22 protein-coding genes and 1 pseudogene are annotated in these 20,623 nt (G+C 70.7%); 12 read left to right on the forward strand and 11 right to left on the reverse strand.

Annotated elements, in window-relative coordinates; all coding sequences use genetic code 11:
- Window positions 1-33: 33 nt before the first annotated feature.
- Complete coding sequence (locus tag ACZ6CL_RS09310; RefSeq protein ID WP_468933136.1) at window positions 34-1,050, reverse strand: hypothetical protein; 1,017 nt, start codon at window positions 1,048-1,050, stop codon at window positions 34-36.
- Between the two features lie 77 nt (window positions 1,051-1,127).
- Here ACZ6CL_RS09310 and ACZ6CL_RS09315 point away from each other — a divergent pair, with 77 nt between their 5' ends.
- Complete coding sequence (locus tag ACZ6CL_RS09315; RefSeq protein ID WP_468933139.1) at window positions 1,128-1,481, forward strand: hypothetical protein; 354 nt, start codon at window positions 1,128-1,130, stop codon at window positions 1,479-1,481.
- Window positions 1,482-1,550: 69 nt separating this feature from the next.
- Here ACZ6CL_RS09315 and ACZ6CL_RS09320 read toward each other — a convergent pair whose 3' ends face one another.
- A complete protein-coding gene (locus tag ACZ6CL_RS09320; protein WP_468933357.1) occupies window positions 1,551-2,663 on the reverse strand; it encodes a tetratricopeptide repeat protein in 1,113 nt (370 codons plus the stop codon).
- Window positions 2,664-3,007: 344 nt separating this feature from the next.
- Here ACZ6CL_RS09320 and ACZ6CL_RS09325 point away from each other — a divergent pair, with 344 nt between their 5' ends.
- A complete protein-coding gene (locus ACZ6CL_RS09325; RefSeq protein WP_468933141.1) occupies window positions 3,008-3,385 on the forward strand; it encodes an ATP-binding protein in 378 nt (125 codons plus the stop codon).
- Window positions 3,386-3,908: 523 nt separating this feature from the next.
- Window positions 3,909-4,991: a PLL family lectin gene (locus ACZ6CL_RS09330; protein WP_468933144.1), complete on the forward strand. Its 1,083-nt coding sequence runs from the start codon at window positions 3,909-3,911 to the stop codon at window positions 4,989-4,991.
- An 80-nt stretch (window positions 4,992-5,071) separates the two neighbouring features.
- Here the strand turns inward: ACZ6CL_RS09330 and ACZ6CL_RS09335 are convergent, their stop codons facing one another.
- Window positions 5,072-5,518 (reverse strand): anthrone oxygenase family protein, encoded by a 447-nt coding sequence (locus ACZ6CL_RS09335; RefSeq protein WP_468933147.1) that lies wholly within the window; start codon window positions 5,516-5,518, stop codon window positions 5,072-5,074.
- 93 nt (window positions 5,519-5,611) lie between these two features.
- Here ACZ6CL_RS09335 and ACZ6CL_RS09340 point away from each other — a divergent pair, with 93 nt between their 5' ends.
- Complete coding sequence (locus ACZ6CL_RS09340) at window positions 5,612-6,190, forward strand: TetR/AcrR family transcriptional regulator (protein WP_468933149.1); 579 nt, start codon at window positions 5,612-5,614, stop codon at window positions 6,188-6,190.
- A 69-nt stretch (window positions 6,191-6,259) separates the two neighbouring features.
- Here ACZ6CL_RS09340 and ACZ6CL_RS09345 read toward each other — a convergent pair whose 3' ends face one another.
- Together ACZ6CL_RS09345 and ACZ6CL_RS09350 are read right to left on the reverse strand one after the other, a co-directional pair.
- A complete protein-coding gene (locus tag ACZ6CL_RS09345; protein WP_468933151.1) occupies window positions 6,260-7,141 on the reverse strand; it encodes an anti-sigma factor RsbA family regulatory protein in 882 nt (293 codons plus the stop codon).
- 32 nt (window positions 7,142-7,173) lie between these two features.
- On the reverse strand, window positions 7,174-7,527 hold the full coding sequence (locus ACZ6CL_RS09350; protein ID WP_468933154.1) for an STAS domain-containing protein: 354 nt from the start codon (window positions 7,525-7,527) through the stop codon (window positions 7,174-7,176).
- A 156-nt stretch (window positions 7,528-7,683) separates the two neighbouring features.
- Here ACZ6CL_RS09350 and ACZ6CL_RS09355 point away from each other — a divergent pair, with 156 nt between their 5' ends.
- Complete coding sequence (locus ACZ6CL_RS09355) at window positions 7,684-8,523, forward strand: aldo/keto reductase (protein ID WP_468933156.1); 840 nt, start codon at window positions 7,684-7,686, stop codon at window positions 8,521-8,523.
- An 11-nt stretch (window positions 8,524-8,534) separates the two neighbouring features.
- Here ACZ6CL_RS09355 and ACZ6CL_RS09360 read toward each other — a convergent pair whose 3' ends face one another.
- The gene (locus tag ACZ6CL_RS09360; protein ID WP_468933158.1) at window positions 8,535-9,284 is read right to left on the reverse strand and encodes a dienelactone hydrolase family protein; all 750 of its coding nucleotides are present in this window, start codon (window positions 9,282-9,284) and stop codon (window positions 8,535-8,537) included.
- 88 nt (window positions 9,285-9,372) lie between these two features.
- Window positions 9,373-9,975 carry a TetR/AcrR family transcriptional regulator gene (locus ACZ6CL_RS09365; protein ID WP_468933160.1) on the reverse strand — a complete coding sequence of 201 codons (603 nt, stop codon included), beginning with the start codon at window positions 9,973-9,975 and terminating at the stop codon, window positions 9,373-9,375.
- A 118-nt stretch (window positions 9,976-10,093) separates the two neighbouring features.
- On the opposite strand from ACZ6CL_RS09365, the gene ACZ6CL_RS09370 reads away from it, so the two are divergent.
- Entirely contained in the window at window positions 10,094-11,113 is a 1,020-nt protein-coding gene (locus ACZ6CL_RS09370; protein WP_468933162.1) for an aldo/keto reductase, read from the forward strand.
- A 234-nt stretch (window positions 11,114-11,347) separates the two neighbouring features.
- Window positions 11,348-11,734: a VOC family protein gene (locus ACZ6CL_RS09375; protein ID WP_468933165.1), complete on the forward strand. Its 387-nt coding sequence runs from the start codon at window positions 11,348-11,350 to the stop codon at window positions 11,732-11,734.
- Between the two features lie 10 nt (window positions 11,735-11,744).
- Here ACZ6CL_RS09375 and ACZ6CL_RS09380 read toward each other — a convergent pair whose 3' ends face one another.
- A complete protein-coding gene (locus tag ACZ6CL_RS09380; RefSeq protein ID WP_468933167.1) occupies window positions 11,745-12,461 on the reverse strand; it encodes a FadR/GntR family transcriptional regulator in 717 nt (238 codons plus the stop codon).
- A 166-nt stretch (window positions 12,462-12,627) separates the two neighbouring features.
- Here ACZ6CL_RS09380 and ACZ6CL_RS09385 point away from each other — a divergent pair, with 166 nt between their 5' ends.
- From ACZ6CL_RS09385 to ACZ6CL_RS09400, 4 genes are read left to right on the forward strand one after another with little or no spacing between them, the layout of a single operon-like run.
- On the forward strand, window positions 12,628-13,143 hold the full coding sequence (locus ACZ6CL_RS09385; RefSeq protein ID WP_468933170.1) for a gluconokinase: 516 nt from the start codon (window positions 12,628-12,630) through the stop codon (window positions 13,141-13,143).
- A gap of 20 nt (window positions 13,144-13,163) precedes the next feature.
- Entirely contained in the window at window positions 13,164-14,561 is a 1,398-nt protein-coding gene (locus ACZ6CL_RS09390) for a GntT/GntP/DsdX family permease (protein ID WP_468933172.1), read from the forward strand.
- A gap of 38 nt (window positions 14,562-14,599) precedes the next feature.
- The gene (locus ACZ6CL_RS09395) at window positions 14,600-15,370 is read left to right on the forward strand and encodes a glucose 1-dehydrogenase (RefSeq protein WP_385438692.1); all 771 of its coding nucleotides are present in this window, start codon (window positions 14,600-14,602) and stop codon (window positions 15,368-15,370) included.
- Window positions 15,371-15,395: 25 nt separating this feature from the next.
- The gene (locus ACZ6CL_RS09400) at window positions 15,396-16,433 is read left to right on the forward strand and encodes an L-idonate 5-dehydrogenase (RefSeq protein ID WP_468933175.1); all 1,038 of its coding nucleotides are present in this window, start codon (window positions 15,396-15,398) and stop codon (window positions 16,431-16,433) included.
- A 188-nt stretch (window positions 16,434-16,621) separates the two neighbouring features.
- Here the strand turns inward: ACZ6CL_RS09400 and ACZ6CL_RS09405 are convergent.
- Window positions 16,622-17,038, reverse strand: a pseudogene (locus tag ACZ6CL_RS09405) (SDR family NAD(P)-dependent oxidoreductase); the annotation flags it as partial.
- A 76-nt stretch (window positions 17,039-17,114) separates the two neighbouring features.
- Between ACZ6CL_RS09405 and ACZ6CL_RS09410 the strand changes: the two are divergent.
- Window positions 17,115-17,972, forward strand: coding sequence for a helix-turn-helix transcriptional regulator (locus tag ACZ6CL_RS09410; RefSeq protein ID WP_468933177.1), 858 nt, complete (start codon window positions 17,115-17,117; stop codon window positions 17,970-17,972).
- Window positions 17,973-18,034: 62 nt separating this feature from the next.
- Here ACZ6CL_RS09410 and ACZ6CL_RS09415 read toward each other — a convergent pair whose 3' ends face one another.
- Window positions 18,035-18,904 carry a D-alanyl-D-alanine carboxypeptidase family protein gene (locus ACZ6CL_RS09415; protein WP_468933178.1) on the reverse strand — a complete coding sequence of 290 codons (870 nt, stop codon included), beginning with the start codon at window positions 18,902-18,904 and terminating at the stop codon, window positions 18,035-18,037.
- Window positions 18,905-19,062: 158 nt separating this feature from the next.
- Window positions 19,063-20,589: an FAD-dependent oxidoreductase gene (locus ACZ6CL_RS09420; protein WP_468933180.1), complete on the reverse strand. Its 1,527-nt coding sequence runs from the start codon at window positions 20,587-20,589 to the stop codon at window positions 19,063-19,065.
- Window positions 20,590-20,623: the final 34 nt, after the last annotated feature.

Raw genomic sequence — 20,623 nt, forward strand, 5'->3', positions numbered from 1 at the left:
TCCGCTGCCCCGCTGCCCCGGTGTGCCACACGGTCACACCGGGGCAGCGGACTTGGCGCTCTCCTCACGCTCCTCATGAGCGCGCAGCTCTCCGTGGAGACGTGCGAACACCGCGCACACCAGCGGCATGACCACCGGCGGCAGCAGGAGAAGCGCCACGGCCGTGGGCAGGATCTTCACCAGCACGCCGGTCATCCACACGTTGTCGTCGCTGAGCCACAGCATGCCGAGTCCGGCGAAGTGGGCGAGGGGCGCCGCCGCGTACCGGGCCAGCAGGAAGACGAGCACGGCGGCCACGGTCACCAGCGCGCCCACGCCGAGGGTGCGCCACCGTACGCGGCGGGTCAGCACCCACGAGCGGTACAACGCCACGAACGGGGAACGGCGTTCCAGCACCGTTTCGGCGGTGGCCACCGCCAGGCGGGAGTACAGCAGCGGGCCGAGACAGCCGATGGCGATCGGCAGCACCCAACCCACTAGCGTGTACTGCGGGGACGCGGTTTCTCCCAGGGGCGTGCGCTCGACGCCGGGCACCTCGCCGGCCTCGACGAGGCTCCACACCACCAGGGCCGCCACCTCTACGGCGCCCACGGCCAGCCCGGTCAGCGCGTTGACCGCGAGGGCGGCGGGAAACCGCCGACGGGTACGCCGCCACAACTCGCCGGTGGTCAGCGGCCCGCCGTCGCGCGTGGCATGAGCGTCGCCGACGGCGTACGCGGTGTGCAGGAGGGACACGGTGAGGAGCCCCAGCACGAGCAACAGCGGCGCCACCACGGCCCCGACCCTGACCAACGGGGCCAGGCCACCGTCGGCGTAGGCCACGTAGGAGTCCTCGTTGGCGATGTTGCGGTCCGCGTAGTCCCTGACTGCCTCGAAGGCGTCCCACGCCGCCGCGAACCCGCCGCCCAGGATCGCGAAGCCGAGCACGGCGGTCAGGCCGGACACGCCCAGCGTGAACCCGTACAGCGGGCGGCGGTAGCGGCTGACGACGCCGAGCGCCCCGCCGATACCGCCGCCCATACGGTCGGCCGGATTTCCCTCGTGCGCCATGACCTGCCCCGACCTCCGTACGACTCCGTGGTGACGGCAGCCAAGACGAGTGCCGGTCGCGTGGGGTTCCCCACCGATTGATCTCTCCACTGGCATTCCACGAGAACACGTCCCCGCTCGGCTCCGCCCGCGCCGCCGTGAAGGTGGCCGAGGAGGGCACGCTCCTCGCGTCCAAGAACGTCGCCTCGGCCACCCGTGTGACCGGCACGAGCGCTGCGGGCGTCTACTGCGTCACGGTCTCGGACCCCAACGTCATCGATGACCTGGCCGAAGCGGCGGTCGTCGCCACCCTCAACAACTTCCGGGGCGAGATCACCGCCATCGGCGCCCCGCACGGCTACTGCGGCAACGCCACCGACACCATCACGGTCGTGACCAGCAACAGCAGCGGCAACGTGGCGGACAGGCCGTTCACCGTAGCCGTGCTCTAGCCCGGCTCCCGCGTCGAGGGCCCGACTGGCGTGGGGCCCTCGACGCGGGTCACGGCAGTCACGGGCACCTCACGCCCGGGCGGCGACGCGCTCGCCGAGTTCGGCGGCTGCCGGGCTGTCGGGGAGGGACGGCAGGCGGGCGGCGATGTTGGTCAGGCCGTCGTTGATCCGCACGGACTGCACGCCGTCAGCGCAGCCGAGGAACGCGCTCCAGGTGGCCAGGGCCGTCTCCGTGTCGCCGCGCTTCAGCTGCACATGCCCGAGGTCGGCGAGAACGATCGCCCGGGTGCGCTTGCGGTCGAGGCCGTGGATGTCGAGGGCGAGGTGGAGGTGTTCTTCGGCGGCAGTGAGGTCGCCGAGCTTGGCGTGGATCATGCCGGATTCATGGGCCCACCGGCCGTGGCTGTAGTGGCTCGCCCAGGACTGGCCCGGCCGGGACGGCGCCTGCTCGATAGCGGTCTGCGCGGAGGTGAGCATCGTCGCGGCGGTGGTGTGATCATTGTCGGCGGCTGCCGCGCGGGCGAGGGTATTGCGGTAGTACGCCAGCGCCTTGGGGTTGTCGAGTTTCCGGCCGCGCTGTTCGCACGCCTCGGCGAGCCGTACGGCGGTGGGAATGTGGCCGAGGTCGATGGCCTGCTCGGCGAGTCCGCGCAGGGCGGTCGCGGCGAGTTCGTTCTCCCCGGCCTCGGCCGCGAGCTTGAAGCTGTGCAGGTGGTACTGCTGGCTCAGCCCCTGGTTGCCCTCGTCACGGGCCATCCAGCCGATCAGGTGCACCAGTTCGCTGGTCGCCGCGAACAGCTCGCGGCCGACCTTGTCGGTGTAGCGGCCGTCCAGCCATCGATTGACGTCGACGGTGAGGTAGCGCACCGCGAGGTGCCGGGCGTGGCCGCCGCCGGTCTCGGAAGCGGCGTCGCCCAAGGTGGTGGTCATGGTGCGGACGGCGGCGACTTCGCCCATGCCGACCGCCACGGGGCCGGGCCGGTTCACGCGGCGGGTGACCGCTTCGGCGTCAGGGAGGTCCAGCGCGGCCAGGCCGACAGCGGCGGATGCGGCGAGGAACTGTCGTCGGTCCACGTCGCTGCCTCCCAGGATCATGACCGAGGTCACGGTATCGGCGAACTCGGCCTCATTGTCCCCGGACAGATCGACGGTGAGGACCTGTTCGATGAACGGCAGCCACACCTGCGGCACCCGGCGCCCGGTCTCCCATCGGTAAACCTGTTGCCGGTCGCAGAACCCCGTCTTCCCCCAGCGCGCCACTGAGACTTCGTCCGCAAGCCTCGCCTGGCTGCACTTGGGGCGCCGTGCCGTGCGTGCCGCGCGGATGCGCTCCCCGATGGTCATGTCCGGACCGATCGTCGGTCCTGGTTCACAACTGGCCTACATGTGGCAGACATTGTGGCAGCTCCCCACGCACCGCACCCGAGCGTTAACTGATGGTAACCGTCGGGCGGGATGGCCGCTGGGCAACGCGTGGAAGGAACACGCTCATCATTCGCACCAGCACCTCCGCTTCGCACTACACCGTGCTGCTCTCCGCCACCCGCAAGGGCGCCCGCCTGGCCCGGCTGCTCGCGACCGAGCGCATCCGTGCCTGGGGGTTGCCGCACGAGAAGGCGGCGCTGATCGTCGCCGAGCTGGCCGCGAACGCCGCGCTGCACGGCCGCGTGCAGGGGCGGAACTTCCGGCTGGCACTCTGCGCGACCACCACCACGCTCCGCATCGAGGTGCGGGACCCGAAGGCGGAACGCCTGCCCGCCGTCCGTCCGAAAACCGAGACCGACGAGCAGCCGCGCGAGTCGGGGCACGGGCTACTCCTCGTTGAGGAGTTGGCGGACCGCTGGGGTGTTCAGGTCGAGCTGATCGGCAAGACGGTCTGGGCCGAACTCGACATCCCTGTCTGAGCCCGTCCCACCGGAGGCCGGGAACCCTGGATCCGGTGGGCCGCGCATCGGTGCGGCGGGCCATCAAAGACCAAGGACCCGTGGCCGCCTGGCTGGAGCGGGGCGCCGCGCCCGGCGCCGTACGCCGTACCCTCACCGCGAGCCTCCGCCCGACCTGCGCCACCCCGCCGCGTTCCTGGCGCACCGCCTCACCGCGCTGCTCCCGCCGCCCCTCCCGGCGGCGCCCGCGCCCAGCCCCCGCCCCGCCGTCGTACCGCTCCGGAACTGCGACGGCTGCGACCGTGCCGTCCGTACCCCCCGTCCCGGGTGCCCTCTGCCGAGACTGCCGCCAGGCCGCGTGACCCGCTGGCCGCGCGGAGGCGTCACATGGGGCGTATCGTCGGATGAGGACTTTTCGCAGGGGCGAATGCCACCCTGCGCCGCCGCGCCGCCGTCGTCCCGGCCGCCTCCTCCTCTGGTCAATCTCTGTTGCTATGCACATGGTCACCACATCACCACGTCACCAGAGAGGTCAGGGATTGCCATGGCTACGGTGAGCGTCCGGTACGTTTCCCCCTTCTCCTGGGTCGCTCTCAACGCGAACGATGCGCTGGAGGTCTTCGCCCGCGGTTCCGACGGCTCCCTTCAGCACAACTGGCAGACGGCCCCCAGCCGCAACGAATGGTCGGGGTGGAAATCGCTCGGCGGCGAGCTGGAAAGCGACCCGGTCGTGGCCACGAACCTCGATGGCCGCATGGAGGCTTTCGTCCGCGACGTCGACGGCGGTGTCTGGCACGCCTGGCAAAGCAACCCTCACGGCAGCTCGTGGTCGCACTGGTACGTGCTCGGCGGCTTCGGCGGCAGCGGCCCGGCAGGCACCCCGACCGTCGCCAGGAACTTCGATGGCCGACTGGAGGTTTTCGTCCGTGCCGCGAACGGTTCCGTCCAGCACGTCTGGCAAACCGCCCCGAGCAACGGATGGGAACGCGAGTGGAAAGCTCTCTTTGACGACCAAGTGATAGGCGACGTGGCCGTCATACCGGACGCCGATGGCCGACTGGAGGCTTTCGTCAATGCCTACTCGGACGAAGGGGCACTCACCGTTCTGCACGCCTATCAGCGGCCCCATGTCGACGGATGGGCCTTCGGCCAGCTGAACGGCGCCCCGCAGGGCGACCCGACGGCCGTCTTGAACACCTCCGGCCAGCAGGAGGTCTTCGTCCTGGGCCCGGGAAACTCCATCGAGCACATCTGGCAGACGAAGCCCAGCAACGGGTGGGCCCCGAACTGGCAATCGCTCGGCGGCGACAGCCCGGTGGGCACCCCTGCTGTCGGCGTGAACCCCGATGGCCGCCTGGACGTCTTCACCCGCCAGGAAGGCGGCACCCTCCAGCACCGATGGCAGACCAACCCGGCCCCCGATGGCCAGTGGTCGCCCAACTGGGCATCGCTCTACAGCGGCAATCCGCTCGTGATCGGTGACCCGGTGGCCACCTCGAACGCCGACGGCCGCATGGAGGTCTTCGCCCTCTTCGGCGACGGCACCATCAGGTGCACCTGGCAGAACACCCCCGGTGACGACACCGACTGGTCGGCCTGGCACTCGCTCGGCGTACCCGGACAGTAACTTCCCGCGCCCCCAGGGTCTGGTCCCGCCGCCACCACGCGGCGGGACCAGACCTGGGGGCGCGGTGTCGGCGCGCGGGCTCAGGCGAGGGCGGCGGCCAGCAGGGCGAAGGCGGCGATGATGACGGCGACGCGGACGTAGTGGAGGCGCTCCCAGCGGTTCAGCTGCTGCTTCCAGTCCTCGGGTCGGTTCTCGGGGGTCCACGTCTTGTTCCGGTTGTTGATCGGGACGAGCAGCAGGAGCGACATGATCACGCTGAGGATCAGCAGCGCGCCGGCGGTGACGACGAGGCCGGCGCCGCCGTGGTGCCGTCCGGCGATGGCCCAGACCGCGACGAGGACGAGCGAGCCGATGTACCAGACCGGCATCACGGCGCCGAGCATCCGGCCCCCGTGGGCGTGGCCGAGTTGGCCACTGTCCTCGGGTAGTGCGTCGAGGATCGGCTTGATGACGAAGGCGACGGAGAACTCCACCCCCACCATCACGCCGACGACCACGGTGGTGAACACCTCGAGTGCGTTGAGCATGATGTGACCTCTCCTGAGATCTAGCATTGATAGCCGATGAGGCAACGCTAGTGCTGCTGCCGCTCGGTTGTCTAGTGGTGCTAGGGTCGAATCATGTCGGTACAGGAGCGCAAGGAGCGCGAACGGGCGGACCGCGAACGCCTCATCGTGGCGACGGCCCGCGAACTCGCCGAGCAACAGGGCTGGGACGCGGTCACCACCCGCCGGCTCGCCGAGCGCATCGAATACAGCCAGCCCGTCCTCTACAGCCACTTCCGCGGCAAACGGGAGATCATCGGTGCCGTCGCCCTCGAAGGCGCCGCCGAGATGGCCGCGGCGGTGCGCGCCGCGGCCTCCAGCGCGAACAGCCCGCGCGAGCGGGTCGCCGCCCTCGCCCGCACCTACCTCGACTTCGCCGCACGCAACCCGGCGGTCTACGACGCCATGTTCCAGCTCGACGGCGGCCTGGCCTTCGCGAAGGAGGACACCCCGGAGCCTCTGAAGGACGCCTTCGCCGCCCTGCTGGAGAGCCTGGGCGAGGTCGCCGGGGACGGCGTCCACCCGGGGCTGTTCACCGAGGTGTTCTGGGCGTCCCTGCACGGGCTGGCGACCCTGACCCGGGCGGGACGGCTGCCGCCGGAGTACGTCGAGTGGAGGACGGGGCTGCTGGTGGACCGGCTCGCCATGGTCTGACGCCGCCGATGAGCACAATGAGTCGTGCATCGGGATGCGGGGCATCGAGGGCCTGCCTCGACTGACTGGTCACATGTAGAAGCGGACCGTCGTGCCCTCGGGGCCGGTGTGGACGCGGACGAGGTCGGCGAGGCTGTGCACCATCAACAGACCCCGGCCTCCGGTCGCGTCGCGCTGTGGCGGGCGGCGGCCCGCCAGCGGGTCGCGCAGCCATCCTCGGTCCCGCACCTCGCACACGACCTGCGGGCCGTAGCCCCAGACCGATACGGTGCCCGAGCCACCGCCGTGCTGCACGCTGTTGGTGGTCAACTCGGTGACGGCAAGCGCGAAGTCGTCCAGTCGCTCGCCTGCCAGACCGAGGCGCTTGGCCAGTTCGACGGCGAGGTCCCGCGCGCCGGACAGACGGTCGACGTCAAACGTGAAGACGACGGCCCAGGGCGGGGGCACGAGGAGTTCATTGAAGGCGGAGACGGCGCCGTCGGCGTCGTAGGCCGCACTGCGCTCCGCCCTGCCGTCGACGACGACAACGGGATGGGTGGTGTACGCGTCGGCAAGCCATCCGGCGTTGAGCCGTACGGCGTCGTAGGGGCACAGGATGGTGACATTCCGACCGCGGAAGGCCCTGTTGATCAGTGCCTCGTGCTGGACACAGGCCGGATATTCGGTGGGTGTACGGGCGGGCCAGATCGGCTCACCGATGATCCGTACCCGCTTGGTGAGATGCGCGTCGGCGAAACTCCGCAGCACCTTGGGAATGATCCGCCCCGGGTTCCGCCCTGCCCGGCTCATGTCAATGAACCGCACCTGTTCGGCGCTCGCGCCCAGCTCCGCGCGCAGTGGCCCGAGGTTGCTCGCGGGTACGGCCACCGCCACCGGCTCGCCTGCGGCCAGGCCCTCCTCGATGAACGGGACCGTCCCGGCCACATACTCCTGGACGCCTCGGTAGAACAAGGCCGGATGTGAGAAAGGCTCAGCCGCGCATGTCACGTCGTCATCTCGATCGCCACCAATTCGGGCAAGAAGGCCGCCAATACGCGCCGCAGCGTTGGCGGCGGCCTCTTGATGACCAAGCGCCGCTTGCCGTCCAAGTCCTGGGCAGCCAGTACCAGAGCGGTCGCACCGCCGACATCGACGAACGTGAGCCCGGACAAGTCCAGCGTCACGTCGCCACTTCCGTGGAGGGCGTCTTTCAGCGCCTGCTCCCACGAGGCCCGGGTGGTCAGGGTGACCTCGCCGGAGACGCGTATTCCAGCCCCGTCCGTGAGCGGGCGGATCTTCAGTGCGCTCGCTCTCTTTTCGGCGACCGGCTGTGTGTCCGGCCGCCCTGAGGCACTCACGTGCTCACCTCCTCCGGCCTCGACGCCGGAGCACCACCTCTTTCACCGTAGCGCGGTAAGGGGTACCTACCAAGCGAGGCCCTGTCGCTCAAGATCCAGTGGCGTCCCGACCGCGCTGTTAGCGTGCTGAACCTCAACGGGAAACGGGGGCGGCAGATGACATTGACGACCTTTCGCATCGGCGGCGATCTGGAGGTGCGGCGGCTCGGGTTCGGGGCCATGCGGCTGCCGACCGAGCCCGGGCCTGAGCGGCAGGGGGCCATCGCGGTGGCCCGGCGGGCCGTGGAGCTGGGGATCACGCTGGTCGACACCGCGCACCTGTACGGCGGGGGAGCCAACGAGGAGCTGCTCGCCGAGGCGCTGCACCCGTACGCGGACGGGCTGCTCGTCACCACCAAGGTCGGCGTCGCGCGGACAGGGCCCGGCGGGGACTGGAAGCTGGACGGGCGGCCGGAGGTGCTGCGGGACCAGGTGGAGCAGGCGTTGCGGCGGCTGCGCGTCGAGCGGATCGAGCTGCTGCAGCTGCACCGCATCGATCCGGACACGCCGCTCGCCGACCAGCTCGGCACGCTGCGGGACCTCCAGGACGAGGGCAAGGTGGGCAGGCTCGGGCTGTCCGAGGTCACCGTCGCCGAACTCGGCCGGGCACGGGAGATCATCGACGTCGTGAGCGTGCAGAACCGCTACAACGTGCTCGACCGCGAGCACGAGCCGGTGCTCGCGGCCTGCGCGGCGGCGGGTATCGCGTTCCTGCCGTGGCGGCCCGTCGCGGCGGGGGCGTGGGACGAGGAGTCCGAGGTCGCCGCCGTGGCGGCCGAGACGGGCGCCACGCCCACGCAGGTGTCCCTGTCCTGGCTCCTGGGCCACTCACCGGTCATCCTCCCGATCCCCGGCACCGCCCGGATCGACCACCTGGAAGAGAACTGGGCCGCGACGCGCCTCCGGCTGACCCCGGAACAGCGCGCCCGCCTCGACCGGCTGGCCGAGCAGGCGTAGGGCGGTGCGCCTTAGCCCTTGGTCAGGGTGCGGCCGAGGAGGGGGAGGAGACGGTCCCAGTGGTGCTGGAGGGCGCTGGGGCTGAAGGCGTCGGTGTCGGACATGGTGAAGCCGTGGACGGTGCCGGGGTAGATCTCGGAGGTGTACTCGACTCCCGCGGCGTCCAGGGCCTGGTTCAGTTCGCCGAGGGCCTCGGGTGTGAGGTCGGTTTCGGCGTGGCCGAGGTGGACTTCGGCGGTGAGCTGGGAGAGGAGGCGGTGCAGGTCGGGCCCGTCGGCGCCCACGGGGCCGTGGAATCCGGCGACGGCGGCCACTTGGCCGGGGTGGGCCGCGGCGGTGCGCATCGCCAGGAGGCCGCCGATGCAGTAGCCGGTCACCGCGACCGGTCCGGTGCCGACCTCGGGCTGTGCGGTGAGGAACCTCAGGTAGGCGTCGGCGTCGCTCAGGATGCGGTCGTCGGTGTGCGTGTGCTCCTGGATCATGGGCATCAGCTGGGCGATGAGCGCGGGCCGGGCCTCTTCTCCGATGTGCTCGGGAAGGTCGACCACCGGTGTCGGGCCGTGCCGGTAGAAGAAGTTGGGGACGAGTACGTAGTACCCGTGCCCGGCCAGTTCGCGGGCCATCTCCTTCAGTACGGGCCGGATGCCGAAGGCGTCCGCGTACATCAGCACCCCTGGGTGCCGCTCGCCGTGGTCGGGGAAGGCGGCGAAGGCGTCGGCCTGGCCGTCCGGAGTCGGAATGTGCAGGGTTTTGGTGGGCATGGCTGATCATCTTTCCGTGACCGGTGGCGGTGCACAACAGCCGCGGCAGCGCCGCACCGGCCAGCGCGCTCCGGGGCCTGACGTCGGATCAGTCCGGCTGGCGGCGCAGGCCCGCGATGAGGAGTTCGACCAGGTGGCGCGGGTCGTAACGGGGGTCGCTGTCCGCGCCGATGCACAGGTTTCCGACGCCGCGCATCACCTCGTACGGGTCCAGGCCCGAGCGGATCTCGCCGGACGCGGCCGCGGCGTCGAACAGCTCGGTGCACACGGGCAGCAGGCGGTCGAGGAAGTAGGCGTGCAGGGTGTCGAAGCCGGAGCCGTCGGACTGCAGCACGGCGGCGAGGCCGTGCTTGGTGACCAGGAAGTCGACGAAGAGGTTGACCCATTGCCCCAGCGCGGCGTACGGCGTCGCGCTGGACGCCAGCAGGGCCGGACCGGCCTCGGCGCACGCTTCGACCTGGTGCCGGTAGACGGCGATGATGAGGTCCGCCCGGGTGGGGAAGTGGCGGTAGATCGTGCCCATCCCGACGCCCGCCTCGGCCGCGATGTCGCGTACGGGCGCCTCCACGCCTGACCGCACGAAGACCGCGGCGGCCGCGTCGAGCAGCGTCTCCTTGTTCCGCTGGGCGTCCTTCCGCTTGGACGGGGTCGCGCGCCGAGCGCCGTCCCCGTCCTTGCCGCCGTCGTTCACCGTGCCGCTCCCTTCGCTGCCGCGCTTGCTGAAACGGAACGTCGTTCCGTATTGTTAAACGGAACTAGGTTCCGTTTGCTCATGATGCCAGCTCCACCCGCCACGGAGGAACACCGTCATGCTCTACCGCACCCTGGGCCGCACCGGCATACAGGTCAGCACCCTCGCACTCGGCGCGATGAACTTCGGCGCGATCGGCCGCACCACCCAGGACGAGGTCACCGCCCTCGTCGACGCCGCGCTCGACGCCGGGATCAACGTCATCGACACCGCCGACATGTACGGCCGGGGCGAGTCGGAGGAGATGGTCGGCAAGGCCATCGCCGGGCGCCGCGACGACATCGTGCTCGCCACGAAGGCGGGCATGCCCATGAGCGACGACCCCAACCACCGGGGCAGCTCGCGCCGCTGGCTGGTCACCGCGCTGGAGGACAGCCTGCGCCGCCTCGGCGTCGACCACGTGGATCTCTACCAGATCCACCGGTGGGACCCGGACACCAGCGACGAGGAGACGCTGTCGGCCCTGACCGACCTCCAGCGGGCGGGAAAGATCCGGCACTTCGGCTCCTCGACCTTCCCCGCGTACCGCCTCGTCCAGGCCCAGTGGGCCGCCCGCGAACACCGCCTGGGCCGTTACGTCACCGAACAGCCCAGCTACTCCGTCCTCCAGCGCGGCATCGAGGCACATGTGCTGCCCGTGACCGAGCAGTACGGGCTCGGCGTGCTGGCGTGGAGCCCGCTGGCCTCGGGCTGGCTGTCGGGCGCGGTCCGCGCGGGCCGGGACATCGCCACCAACCGCTCGGCGTTCATGCCGGAACGCTTCGACACCACGATCCCCGCCAACCGGGCCCGGCTCGACGCCGTCGAGCGGCTGGCCGAGGTCGCCGACGACGCCGGTCTGACGATGATCCAGCTCGCCCTCGGCTTCGTCACCGCGCACCCCGCCGTGACCAGCGCCCTCATCGGCCCCCGCACCCTGGACCACCTGCACGCGCAGCTCGCCGCCGCCGACACCGTGCTCTCCGCCGACGTACTCGACGCGATCGACGCCATCGTGGCCCCCGGCACCGACCTCGCCCCGCACGAGAAGTACGACACGCCGCCCGCGCTGCTGGACCCGTCCCTGCGCCGCCGCTGACGTCAACCGGCGGGCGCGATAATCCCGTTGATGTATCCCATGGCGACCGCTAGGTTCACTCGGGTGACTGCCGGGTCGGCCCCTGAGGGCCATTCACGAGTGAGGCACCCGGCCTCGGCATGAGGCCGGGGCGGGCCAGAGCCCCGCCCATCCCTCTCCGCGCTATTCGTTCGCACCGCGACCATCGCGACCATCGCGACCACCGCGACCACGACGACACCGGAGACACCTCACATGAACGACATCCAGCTGAACCACACCGTCATATTCGCCCACGACCGCCACCTGTCGGCCGAGTTCCTCGCCACCGTCCTCGGCCTGGAGATCGGCGCCCCCTTCGGGCCGTTCCTCCCCGTCGACCTCGGCAACGGCGTCACGCTCGACTACTACGAGAAGCGCGACGAGCCGATCCAGCCGCAGCATTACGCGTTCCTCGTACCCGAGGAGCGCTTCGACGGCATGATCGCCCACCTGGAGGCGGCCGGGGTCACCTATTACGCGGACCCCAGCCACACCGAACCCGGCCGGGTCAACACCCTCTTCGGCGGCCGCGGCGCCTACTTCGACGACCCGGACGGCCACAACATGGAAATCCTGACCCGGCCGTACGTCCGGCCGTAATCCCCAAGCGCTACGGCGCCAGGATGTCCAGCTCGCGCATCGCGCCCACGGTGATCTCCCGGGTGTAGCGCTCCGCGCGCTCCGGGTCGCCCGCGCGGATCGCCTCGGCGACCCGGACGTGGAGGGTGACCGCCTCCGGGTCCGGGTCGGTGAACATCACCCGGTGCTCGGTGCGGCCCGCCAGTACCTCGGCGACCACGTCGCCCAGCCGCGCGTACATCTCGTTGCCCGAGGCGCGCAGGATCGTCCGGTGGAAGGCCACGTCGTGGACGAGGTAGGCGGGGAGCTGTTGGCCTCGGGAGGTGGCGACCATGTTGAGGGCGTGCTCGGTCAGCTCCGCGCACTGGGCGGCGGTGGCGTGCTCGGCGGCCAGGGCGGCGGCGGCCGGTTCGATGGCCGAGCGCAGGGAGGTCAGGGAGCGCAGCTGGCGGGGGCGGTCGGGGCCCGCCAGCCGCCAGCGGATGACCTGCGAGTCGAAGACGTCCCACTCCTCCGGGGGGAGGACGGTCACCCCCACGCGGCGGCGCGAGCGGACCAGGTGCATGGCCTCCAGGACCCGCACCGCCTCGCGGACCACGGTCCGGGAGACGTCGAAGCGGCGCTCCAGCTCATCGGTGCGCAGCACGGTGCCCGGCGGGTAGTCGCCCGCGGTGATCGCGGGGCCGAGGGATGCCAGCAGCCGAGCGTGCAGTCCCCGCCCCGTCGTGGTGGGGCCCTGGTTCTCCATGGAGTCAGACTACGTGGCCGCCCCGCCGCATTTAAGTATGACTTTTAAATCACGAACTCTTGAATACGTCGTATCAGTGGGGTTGAGTGTGCTGCCAGCGGTGCCGAGGTCGAGAGCGACAGTCGAGGAAGACAGCAGCACCGGAGCAGACAGCGAGGTTTTCCACATGCATGCCCCCCTGGTCGTCGTCATGGGAGTGTCCGGCACGGGCAAGACCACGGTCGGCCCCCTGCTGGCCGACGCGCTCGGTGTGCCGTACGCCGAGGCCGACGACTTCCACCCGCTCGCCAACATCGCCAAGATGTCGGCCGGTACCCCGCTGGACGACGAGGACCGCAGGCCGTGGCTGGACGCCATCGGGGCCTGGGCCCATGAGCACGTCGGCCACGGCGGTGTGGTCAGCTGCTCCGCGCTCAAGCGGAGCTACCGGGACCGGCTGCGCGCGGCCGAGCCCGGGGTCGTCTTCGTCCACCTGACCGGCGACCGGAAGCTGATCGCCGACCGGATGGGGGAGCGCAAGGGCCACTTCTTCTCCGGGGAGATGCTCGACTCGCAGCTCGCCACCCTGCAGCCGCTCCAGCCGGACGAGAACGGCGTCGCCGTGGACATCGCGCCGGGCCCCGAGACCATCACCGAGCACGCCGTCGCCGCACTGCGGCAGCGGCAGCCCGGACATCAGTAGCGCACGTTAGGAACCCCTCCGTGACCAGACTCAGCGCCGAGATGCTGGCAGCGGACACCGTCGACCCGATCACGTCGGCCGGTCACGCACAGCTGGGCATAGCCGTCCTCGTCGGCATAGCCGTTCTCGTCCTGCTCATCACCAAGACCAAGCTGCACGCGTTTCTGTCGCTGACGATCGGCTCACTGGCGCTCGGCGCCATCGCGGGGGCCCCGCTCGACAAGGTCATCACCAGCTTCTCCGGTGGGCTCGGCGACACCGTCGCGGGCGTGGGTGTGCTGATCGCCCTCGGGGCGATCCTCGGCAAGCTGCTCGCCGACTCCGGGGGCGCCGACCAGATCGTGGACACGATCCTCGCCAAGGCGAGCACCCGGACGATGCCCTGGGCGATGGTGCTCATCGCGGGGATCATCGGCCTGCCGCTCTTCTTCGAGGTCGGCATGGTGCTGATGATCCCGGTGGTGCTGCTGGTCGCCAAGCGCGGCAACCTCTCCCTGATGCGGATCGGTATCCCGGCGCTCGCGGGCCTGTCCGTGATGCACGGCCTGGTGCCGCCGCACCCCGGCCCGCTCGCCGCGATCGACGCGGTCCACGCCGACCTGGGCGTCACCCTGGCCTTCGGTGTCCTCATCGCGGTGCCGACCGCCATCATCGCGGGCCCGGTCTTCTCGCGCGTCGCCGACCGCTGGGTCGACGTCACCCCGCCGGACCGGCTGATGCCGACGCGACCCTCGGAGGACCTGGAGCGGCGTCCCGGATTCGCCGCCACCGTGGTCACCGTGCTGCTCCCGGTCGTGCTGATGCTCATCAAGGCGCTGGTCGACATCGCCGTGGACGACCCGGAGAACACCGTCCAGCGCGTCGCCGACGTCATCGGCAACCCCCTGATCGCGCTGCTCGCGGCGGTGATCGTGGGCATGGTCACGCTCGGCCGCGCGGCGGGCTTCACCCGCGACCGCATCTCCACCACCGTGGAGACCTCGCTCGCCCCGATCGCCGGGATCCTGCTGATCGTCGCGGCGGGCGGCGGCTTCAAGCAGACGCTGATCGACATCGGCGTCGGCAACATGATCATGGACATCTCGAAGGACTGGAACGTCTCCGCGCTGCTGCTCGCCTGGCTGATCGCGGTCGCGATCCGGCTGGCGACCGGTTCGGCGACCGTGGCCACCATCTCCGCCGCCGGGCTGATGGGGCCGCTCACCGCCGACATGTCCACCACACACGTCGCCCTGCTGGTGCTGGCCATCGGCGCCGGATCCCTCTTCTTCAGCCATGTCAACGACGCGGGATTCTGGCTGGTCAAGGAGTACTTCGGGATGAGCGTGGGGCAGACGGTGCGGACCTGGTCCGTGATGGAGACGATCATCTCGGTCGTCGCGCTCGGCTTCGTCCTGCTGCTGTCACTAGTGGTCTAGGCACTGGTGGCTCAAGGACCGGAAGGAATACGTACGCCATGACGACACATCCGCTCTTCGACATCGCGGGCCGCACCGCGCTGGTCACCGGTTCCAGCCGCGGCATCGGCCACGCGCTCGCCCGCGGGCTGGTGGAGGCAGGCTGCACGGTCGTCCTCAACGGCCGCGACCAGCAGGCCCTGGACAAGGCCGCGGCCGAACTCGGCGGCGCGGCGGCGGGCGTGCACACCGCCGCCTTCGACGTCACCGACGGCCCGGCCGTCGCCGCCGGGATCGCCGACGTGGAGGAGCGGGTCGGTCCGCTCGACATCCTGGTCAACAACGCCGGGATGCAGAACCGCGCACCGCTGCTGGAGTTCACCGACGAGGCCTGGCGGCAGATCGTGGACACCAACCTGACCAGCGCGTTCCTGGTGGGCCGGGAGACCGCGCGGCGCATGACGGCCCGTGGCCACGGCAAGATCGTCAACATCTGCTCGCTGCAGAGCGAGGTCGTACGCCCCGGCATCGCCCCCTACTCGGCGACCAAGGGCGCGCTGAAGATGCTCACCAAGGGCATGTGCGCCGACTGGGGGCAGTACGGCATCCAGGTCAACGGGGTCGGCCCCGGCTACATCGAGACCGAGCTGACCCGGCCGCTCGTCGAGGACGAGCAGTTCAGCACCTGGGTCCGCGGCCGCACCCCGGCGGGCCGCTGGGGCCGCACCGAGGACCTGATCGGCGCGCTTCTCTATCTCGCCTCGCCCGCAGCGGACTTCGTCAGCGGGCAGGTGCTGTATGTCGACGGCGGCATGACGAGCGTGCTGTAAGGCACATGACGAAGGAGGCTGGGCGATGGTGCTGGGCTGTGTGATCCATGGGCAGGGAGATCTGCGGGTCGACGAACTTCCCGAACCGGAGGTGGCGCCCGGACAGGCGCTGGTAGCGATCCGGTACGGCGGAATCTGCGGCTCCGATCTCCACTACCACGCGCACGGCGGCGTGGGCGACTTCCGCCTGAAGCAGCCCATGGTGCTGGGGCACGAGGTCGTCGGCACGGTCGTGTCGTACGGCGAGGGCGCGAGCGGGCCCGCCCCGGGCACGCCGGTCGCCGTGCACCCGGCGACCCCGTGCGGGGTGTGCCCCGAGTGCGCGGGCGGCCGCGCCAACATCTGCCGCGACACCCGCTACCTGGGCAGCGCGGCCCGCTTCCCCCACGTACAGGGCGGTTTCGCGTCCCGTATCGCCGTCCCGGCCGGACAGCTGCGGGTCCTGCCCGAGGGGCTGGAGCCGCGCCGGGCGGCGCTCGCCGAACCGCTGTCCGTCGCCCTGCACGCGGTGCGCCGCGCGGGCGATCTGGCGGGCCGCAATGTCCTGGTCACCGGGTCCGGGCCGATCGGCTGCCTGGCCATCGCCGCCGCCCGGGCGGCGGGCGCGGCGAGCATCACCGCGACCGATGTGCTGCCCCGCGCCCTGGAGTTCGCGGCGGCGGCCGGTGCGACGGCGTGCGTACGGGCCGACGACCCGGACGACCCGAACTGGCCCTCCGCCACCGACGAGATCGACGTCGCGATCGAGGCGTCCGGCGTGGCCGCCGGGCTCGACGCCTGCCTCCACCGGGTGCGGCGCGGCGGCGTGATCGTGCAACTGGGCATGCTGCCCCCGGGCCAGAGCCCGTTCGCCGGAAACCTCCTCGTAGCCCGTGAGATCGACCTGCGCGGCGCGTTCCGTTTCCACGAGGAGTTCGACGACGCCCTGCGGCTGCTGGCGGCGGAGCCGTCGTTCGACGCGCTGATCAGCGGGGTCCGGCCGGTGCGGGAGGCGAAGGAGGCGTTCGCCCAGGCGGCCGACCGCCGCGAGTCCTGCAAGGTGCTGCTGGATTTCGAGGCCTGAGGCCTGACCGTTCGACCACAGTCCGTCGCCTTGGTGCCGCACCGATTTGGTGCCGCACCGGGGCGGCGGACTGCGGCTATTCCTGGATCGAGGCCCATCGGCGCCCCGAGGGTCGGGTCGCCCCGGAAGCCACCGATGCCGTCCGGCATGTGCGCGAGCAGCCAGGTGGTCAGCAGGAACGGGCCGGTGTGGTTGGTGGTCATCTGCAGATCGAGGCCATCGGCGGTCCGCGCGGCGGGAGTGTCCATCACACCGGCGTTGTTGATCAGGATGTCGATATCGCCGGACCAGGCGCCGGCGAAGGCGCGTACCGAGGTCAGATCCGACACGTCGAGCGGCCGGATGTCGAAGGTGCCGGGCAGATCGGCGACGGCGGGGCGGGCCTTGCCGGGGTCGCGTACCCCCAGCACGACATGGGCACCGGCAGCGGCGAGTCCGCGTGCCGTGATCAGGCCGAGGCCCCGTCCGGCCCGGTGATCACCACCGTGCGGCCGGTCAGATCCGGGAGGTCGTTCGCTGTCCAACTGGCCATGGTGGCCCTGTGGTTGGCGGTCCGTCAGATGTGGCGACCGGTGATCGCGTCGCCAGTGAACTCGCCGCGCCACCGCGCTGGAAGGGCACGCTCAACCACTGAACGGCAGGTCGTGGATAAGCCCCGCCGGATGGAAGACGATGAGGAGCATGGACCATTCGTTCGACCGCTCGTCGCTGGGCGCCTTCCTGCGCACCCGGTGTGCGGCGCTGCAACCGGAGGACGTCGGATTGCGCCGTGGCCAACGCCGCCGCGCTCCGGGCCTGCGCCGCGAGGAGGTGGCGGAGCTGTGCACCATGTCCGCCGACTACTTCGCCCGGCTGGAACGCGGTGACGGGCCGCAACCGTCGGAGCAGATGGTCGCGGCCATCGCCCGCGGTCTGCGGCTGACCCCGGACGAACGCGATCACCTGTTCCTGCTCGCCGGATACCGCACCGCCCGCCGCGACCTGCGGCTCCAGCATGTGAACCCCGGGCTGATGCGGGTCATGGACGGCCTGGCCGACATCACCGCGCAGGTCATGGGCCCGATGGGCGAGACGCTGCTGCAGACGCCGTCCGCGGTGGCGCTGCTCGGCGACCAGACCCAGTACACCGGCCACGCCCGCAGCGCCACGTACCGCTGGTTCACCGATCCGGCCGCCCGTGCGCGCTACCACCCCGACGAACACGACACCAACAGCCGGACCAACGTCGCATTGCTGCGCTCGGCCGTCACCCGGGACGGCCCCGACTCCCCGGCGGCGGACCTGGCGGACATCCTGCTGCGCACCAGCGACGAGTTCGCCCGGTTGTGGGGGCGCCACGAGGTGGGCCTGCGGTGGAGCGAGACCAAACGCTTCGTCCATCCCGAGGTCGGAGAGCTGGCCCTCTACTGCCAACTCCTCCTCGAACCCGACCAGGGCCAGTCGCTGCTCACCTTCACCGCCACCCCGGGTACGGAAAGCCACGAGAAACTCGCCCTGCTCACCGTGCTGGGCACCGACCATTTCGCCACCGACATATGACGAAGGGCCTGCTCGCGTGGTGCGCGAGCAGGCCCCTGACGTACCGCGTGCGGGCGTGCGGGCTACTTCTTGAAGCCGTAGTCCAGCAGCTTCTTCGCGTCCGTGGTGCGGGTGCCGACCGCGGAGGAGGCGAGGACGGTGCCGATGACCGTCTTGCCGCTCCGGGTGGCGGCGAAGACCAGGCAGTACTTGGCCTCCGGGCCGGAGCCGGTCTTCACGCCGATGGCGCCCGAGTAGGTGCCGAGCAGCGGGTTGGTGTTCTCCCACGTCATGTTGCGGTAGCCGCCGCTCTTGGTGACGGTCTTCTGCGTCGTCTTCTTCGTCTTCACGACCGTGCGGAACGTGGAGTACTTCATCGCACTGCTCGCGAGCTTCGTCAGGTCGCGCGGCGTGGAGTAGTTCTTGCCGTGCCCTATGCCGTCGAACGAGTCGAAGTTCGTGTTCTTCAGGCCCAGGCTCTTGGCGGTGGAGTTCATCTTGCCGATGAACGACTTCACCCGCGCGGCGCGGGTCGAGCCGGTGCCGAACTTGTCGGCCAGCGCGTACGCGGCGTCACAGCCGGACGGCAGCATCAGGCCGTAGAGCAGCTGGCGGACGGTGACCTTGTCGCCGACGATCAGCCGGGCCGAGGAGGCCCAGTTGTTGTCGACGATGTAGTCGCTGTACGCCTTCTGGATCGTGACCTTGGAGTTGAGGTTCAGGCCCTTCTGGGCCAGCACCACGCGGGCGGTCATGATCTTGGTGGTGGAGCCGGTGGAGAGACGGGTGTCGGCGGCCTTCTTGTAAAGGTCCTTGCCCGTCCCGTTGTTCATCACGTACCCGCCCTTGGCGGTGATCGTGGGTGCAGCGGCAGCGGCCTGGGCCGGGGCGACGGCCACGGAGGACAGGACGGCCCCCGCGGCGAGGACGCTCAGCGCGGAGAGGCGACGCATGCGCTTAGTGGTGGTTTTCAAATGAATACTCCAAATGTCCCTGTCGGTGCGGCCATCCAGAGGGAAGGCCGTAAAGCCAGGGACGCATGAGAGCGGTCAATGGATGTGCGCTCCGCGATGTTATCCGTACCCGCTGTGCGGTTTCCCGTCGTATCGTCCTACGTGCCCAACCTGGTCAGATATCCCGTCATCTCATCCGGCCGGTCGGCCGCGTACCCCAGGTATCCGTCCGGCCGGATGACGAAGACCCCCTGATCGCCGTATCCGGCGCGGATGTGTCCGTCCGGGTCGAGCAGATCGGGTGCCGGGCCGCCGACACGATACGAACGCACGGACGCGCGGCCGGGGGCGGGCGGTTCCGCGCCGCCGAGTGCGAGCACCGTCACATGCGGGCCGCGGAAGGCGTCGAAGAGGCGGAACGGGGTGCCGTCGGGGAGGGCGCAGGGGGCGTCGGGTGCGCGGTCGCCCGCCCGTAGCGCGGTCTCGGCGTGCCTTTCGTCGGCGTGCCGTTTGTCGACGGCGAGGGCCGCGCCGCGGTAGGTCAGCCCCAGCTGGTGCACCTCCGCCGTGCGCCGGGGTTCCTTCGTGTCCGCGGCGCCCCCGGTCTCGGCGCGGTGGATGCGGGTGCTGATGCCCAGCACCCCGGCGGCGACCGGCATCCGCTCCTCCTCGTAGCTGTCCAGCAGTACGGGATCGGCGGCGCCGCGCAGCACGGCGCCCAGCTTCCAGCCCAGGTTGTACGCGTCCTGGACGCTGGTGTTCAGGCCCTGGCCGCCCGCGGGGGAGTGGATGTGCGCCGCGTCGCCGACCAGGAAGACCCGTCCGGCGCGGAACCGCTCCGCCATCGCCGCCCGGGCCCGGAACGGCGACGCCCACCGCACCTCGCCCACTTCGGACCCGGTCAGCCGCGTCCGTTCGGTGATCAGCCGCCGCACCGCCTCCGGGTCCGGGTCGGGTACGGCGTCGGCGTCCTCGTACTGGGCCACCGCCTGGAAGGTGTCCGTACCGGCGAGCGGGCACAGCGCGAGGACGCCGCCCTTGGCGTGCTGCCAGACGTGCCAGTGGTCGCGGTCCAGGCCGGGCAGCCGGACGTCGGCCACGAGCAGCGGACGCGGGTCGACGGTCTCGCCCGCCATGCCGATGCCGAGCGCCGTGCGGACCGTGCTGCGGCCGCCGTCGGCGGCCACGGCGTAGGCCGCCCGTACGGTGCCGGTCGAGCCGTCGGCGTACGCGAGCCGGACGGTGACGCCGTCCGCGTCCTGCGCGAGCGCGGTGCACGCCGCGCCGAACTCGACCTCGCCGCCCAGCTCGCGCAGCCGCGTGTGCAGGATCTCGGTGGTGCGCCACTGCGGGAGCATCCAGACGTCGTGGTACGGGGTGCCGGGGGTCGGGCCGGTGCGGACGATCATCTCGAACGCCCCGAGTCGCCGTCCGTCCTCCCAGCCCATCATCGGCGGGTACGGGCCGCCCGCCGCGCGGACCGCGGCCATGACGCCGAGGTCGTCGAAGACCTCCTGCGTCCGGGGCTGGAGCCCCTTGCCGCGCGACCCCGGGAACAGCCGCGCGCCCCGCTCCACGATCCGCGCCGCGACGCCGCGCCGGGCGAGGTCGATGGCCAGGGTGAGCCCGGCCGGACCCGCGCCGACGATCAGTACGTCCGTTTCCTTAACGTCGTTAAGTTCCATGCGGTCGAGAATGCGCTTAACATTGTTAAGTTGT

It is taken from the genome of Streptomyces sp. NPDC041200 (assembly GCF_055591805.1).

Coding starts and splice junctions, on each gene's coding strand:
- ACZ6CL_RS09310 (WP_468933136.1), bottom strand. CDS start 1,050: ATGGCGCACGAGGGAAATCCGGCCGACCGTATGGGCGGCGGTATCGGC.
- ACZ6CL_RS09330 (WP_468933144.1), top strand. CDS start 3,909: ATGGCTACGGTGAGCGTCCGGTACGTTTCCCCCTTCTCCTGGGTCGCT.
- ACZ6CL_RS09335 (WP_468933147.1), bottom strand. CDS start 5,518: ATGCTCAACGCACTCGAGGTGTTCACCACCGTGGTCGTCGGCGTGATG.
- ACZ6CL_RS09340 (WP_468933149.1), top strand. CDS start 5,612: ATGTCGGTACAGGAGCGCAAGGAGCGCGAACGGGCGGACCGCGAACGC.
- ACZ6CL_RS09355 (WP_468933156.1), top strand. CDS start 7,684: ATGACATTGACGACCTTTCGCATCGGCGGCGATCTGGAGGTGCGGCGG.
- ACZ6CL_RS09360 (WP_468933158.1), bottom strand. CDS start 9,284: ATGCCCACCAAAACCCTGCACATTCCGACTCCGGACGGCCAGGCCGAC.
- ACZ6CL_RS09370 (WP_468933162.1), top strand. CDS start 10,094: ATGCTCTACCGCACCCTGGGCCGCACCGGCATACAGGTCAGCACCCTC.
- ACZ6CL_RS09375 (WP_468933165.1), top strand. CDS start 11,348: ATGAACGACATCCAGCTGAACCACACCGTCATATTCGCCCACGACCGC.
- ACZ6CL_RS09380 (WP_468933167.1), bottom strand. CDS start 12,461: ATGGAGAACCAGGGCCCCACCACGACGGGGCGGGGACTGCACGCTCGG.
- ACZ6CL_RS09385 (WP_468933170.1), top strand. CDS start 12,628: ATGCATGCCCCCCTGGTCGTCGTCATGGGAGTGTCCGGCACGGGCAAG.
- ACZ6CL_RS09395 (WP_385438692.1), top strand. CDS start 14,600: ATGACGACACATCCGCTCTTCGACATCGCGGGCCGCACCGCGCTGGTC.
- ACZ6CL_RS09400 (WP_468933175.1), top strand. CDS start 15,396: ATGGTGCTGGGCTGTGTGATCCATGGGCAGGGAGATCTGCGGGTCGAC.
- ACZ6CL_RS09410 (WP_468933177.1), top strand. CDS start 17,115: ATGGACCATTCGTTCGACCGCTCGTCGCTGGGCGCCTTCCTGCGCACC.
- ACZ6CL_RS09415 (WP_468933178.1), bottom strand. CDS start 18,904: ATGCGTCGCCTCTCCGCGCTGAGCGTCCTCGCCGCGGGGGCCGTCCTG.
- ACZ6CL_RS09420 (WP_468933180.1), bottom strand. CDS start 20,589: ATGGAACTTAACGACGTTAAGGAAACGGACGTACTGATCGTCGGCGCG.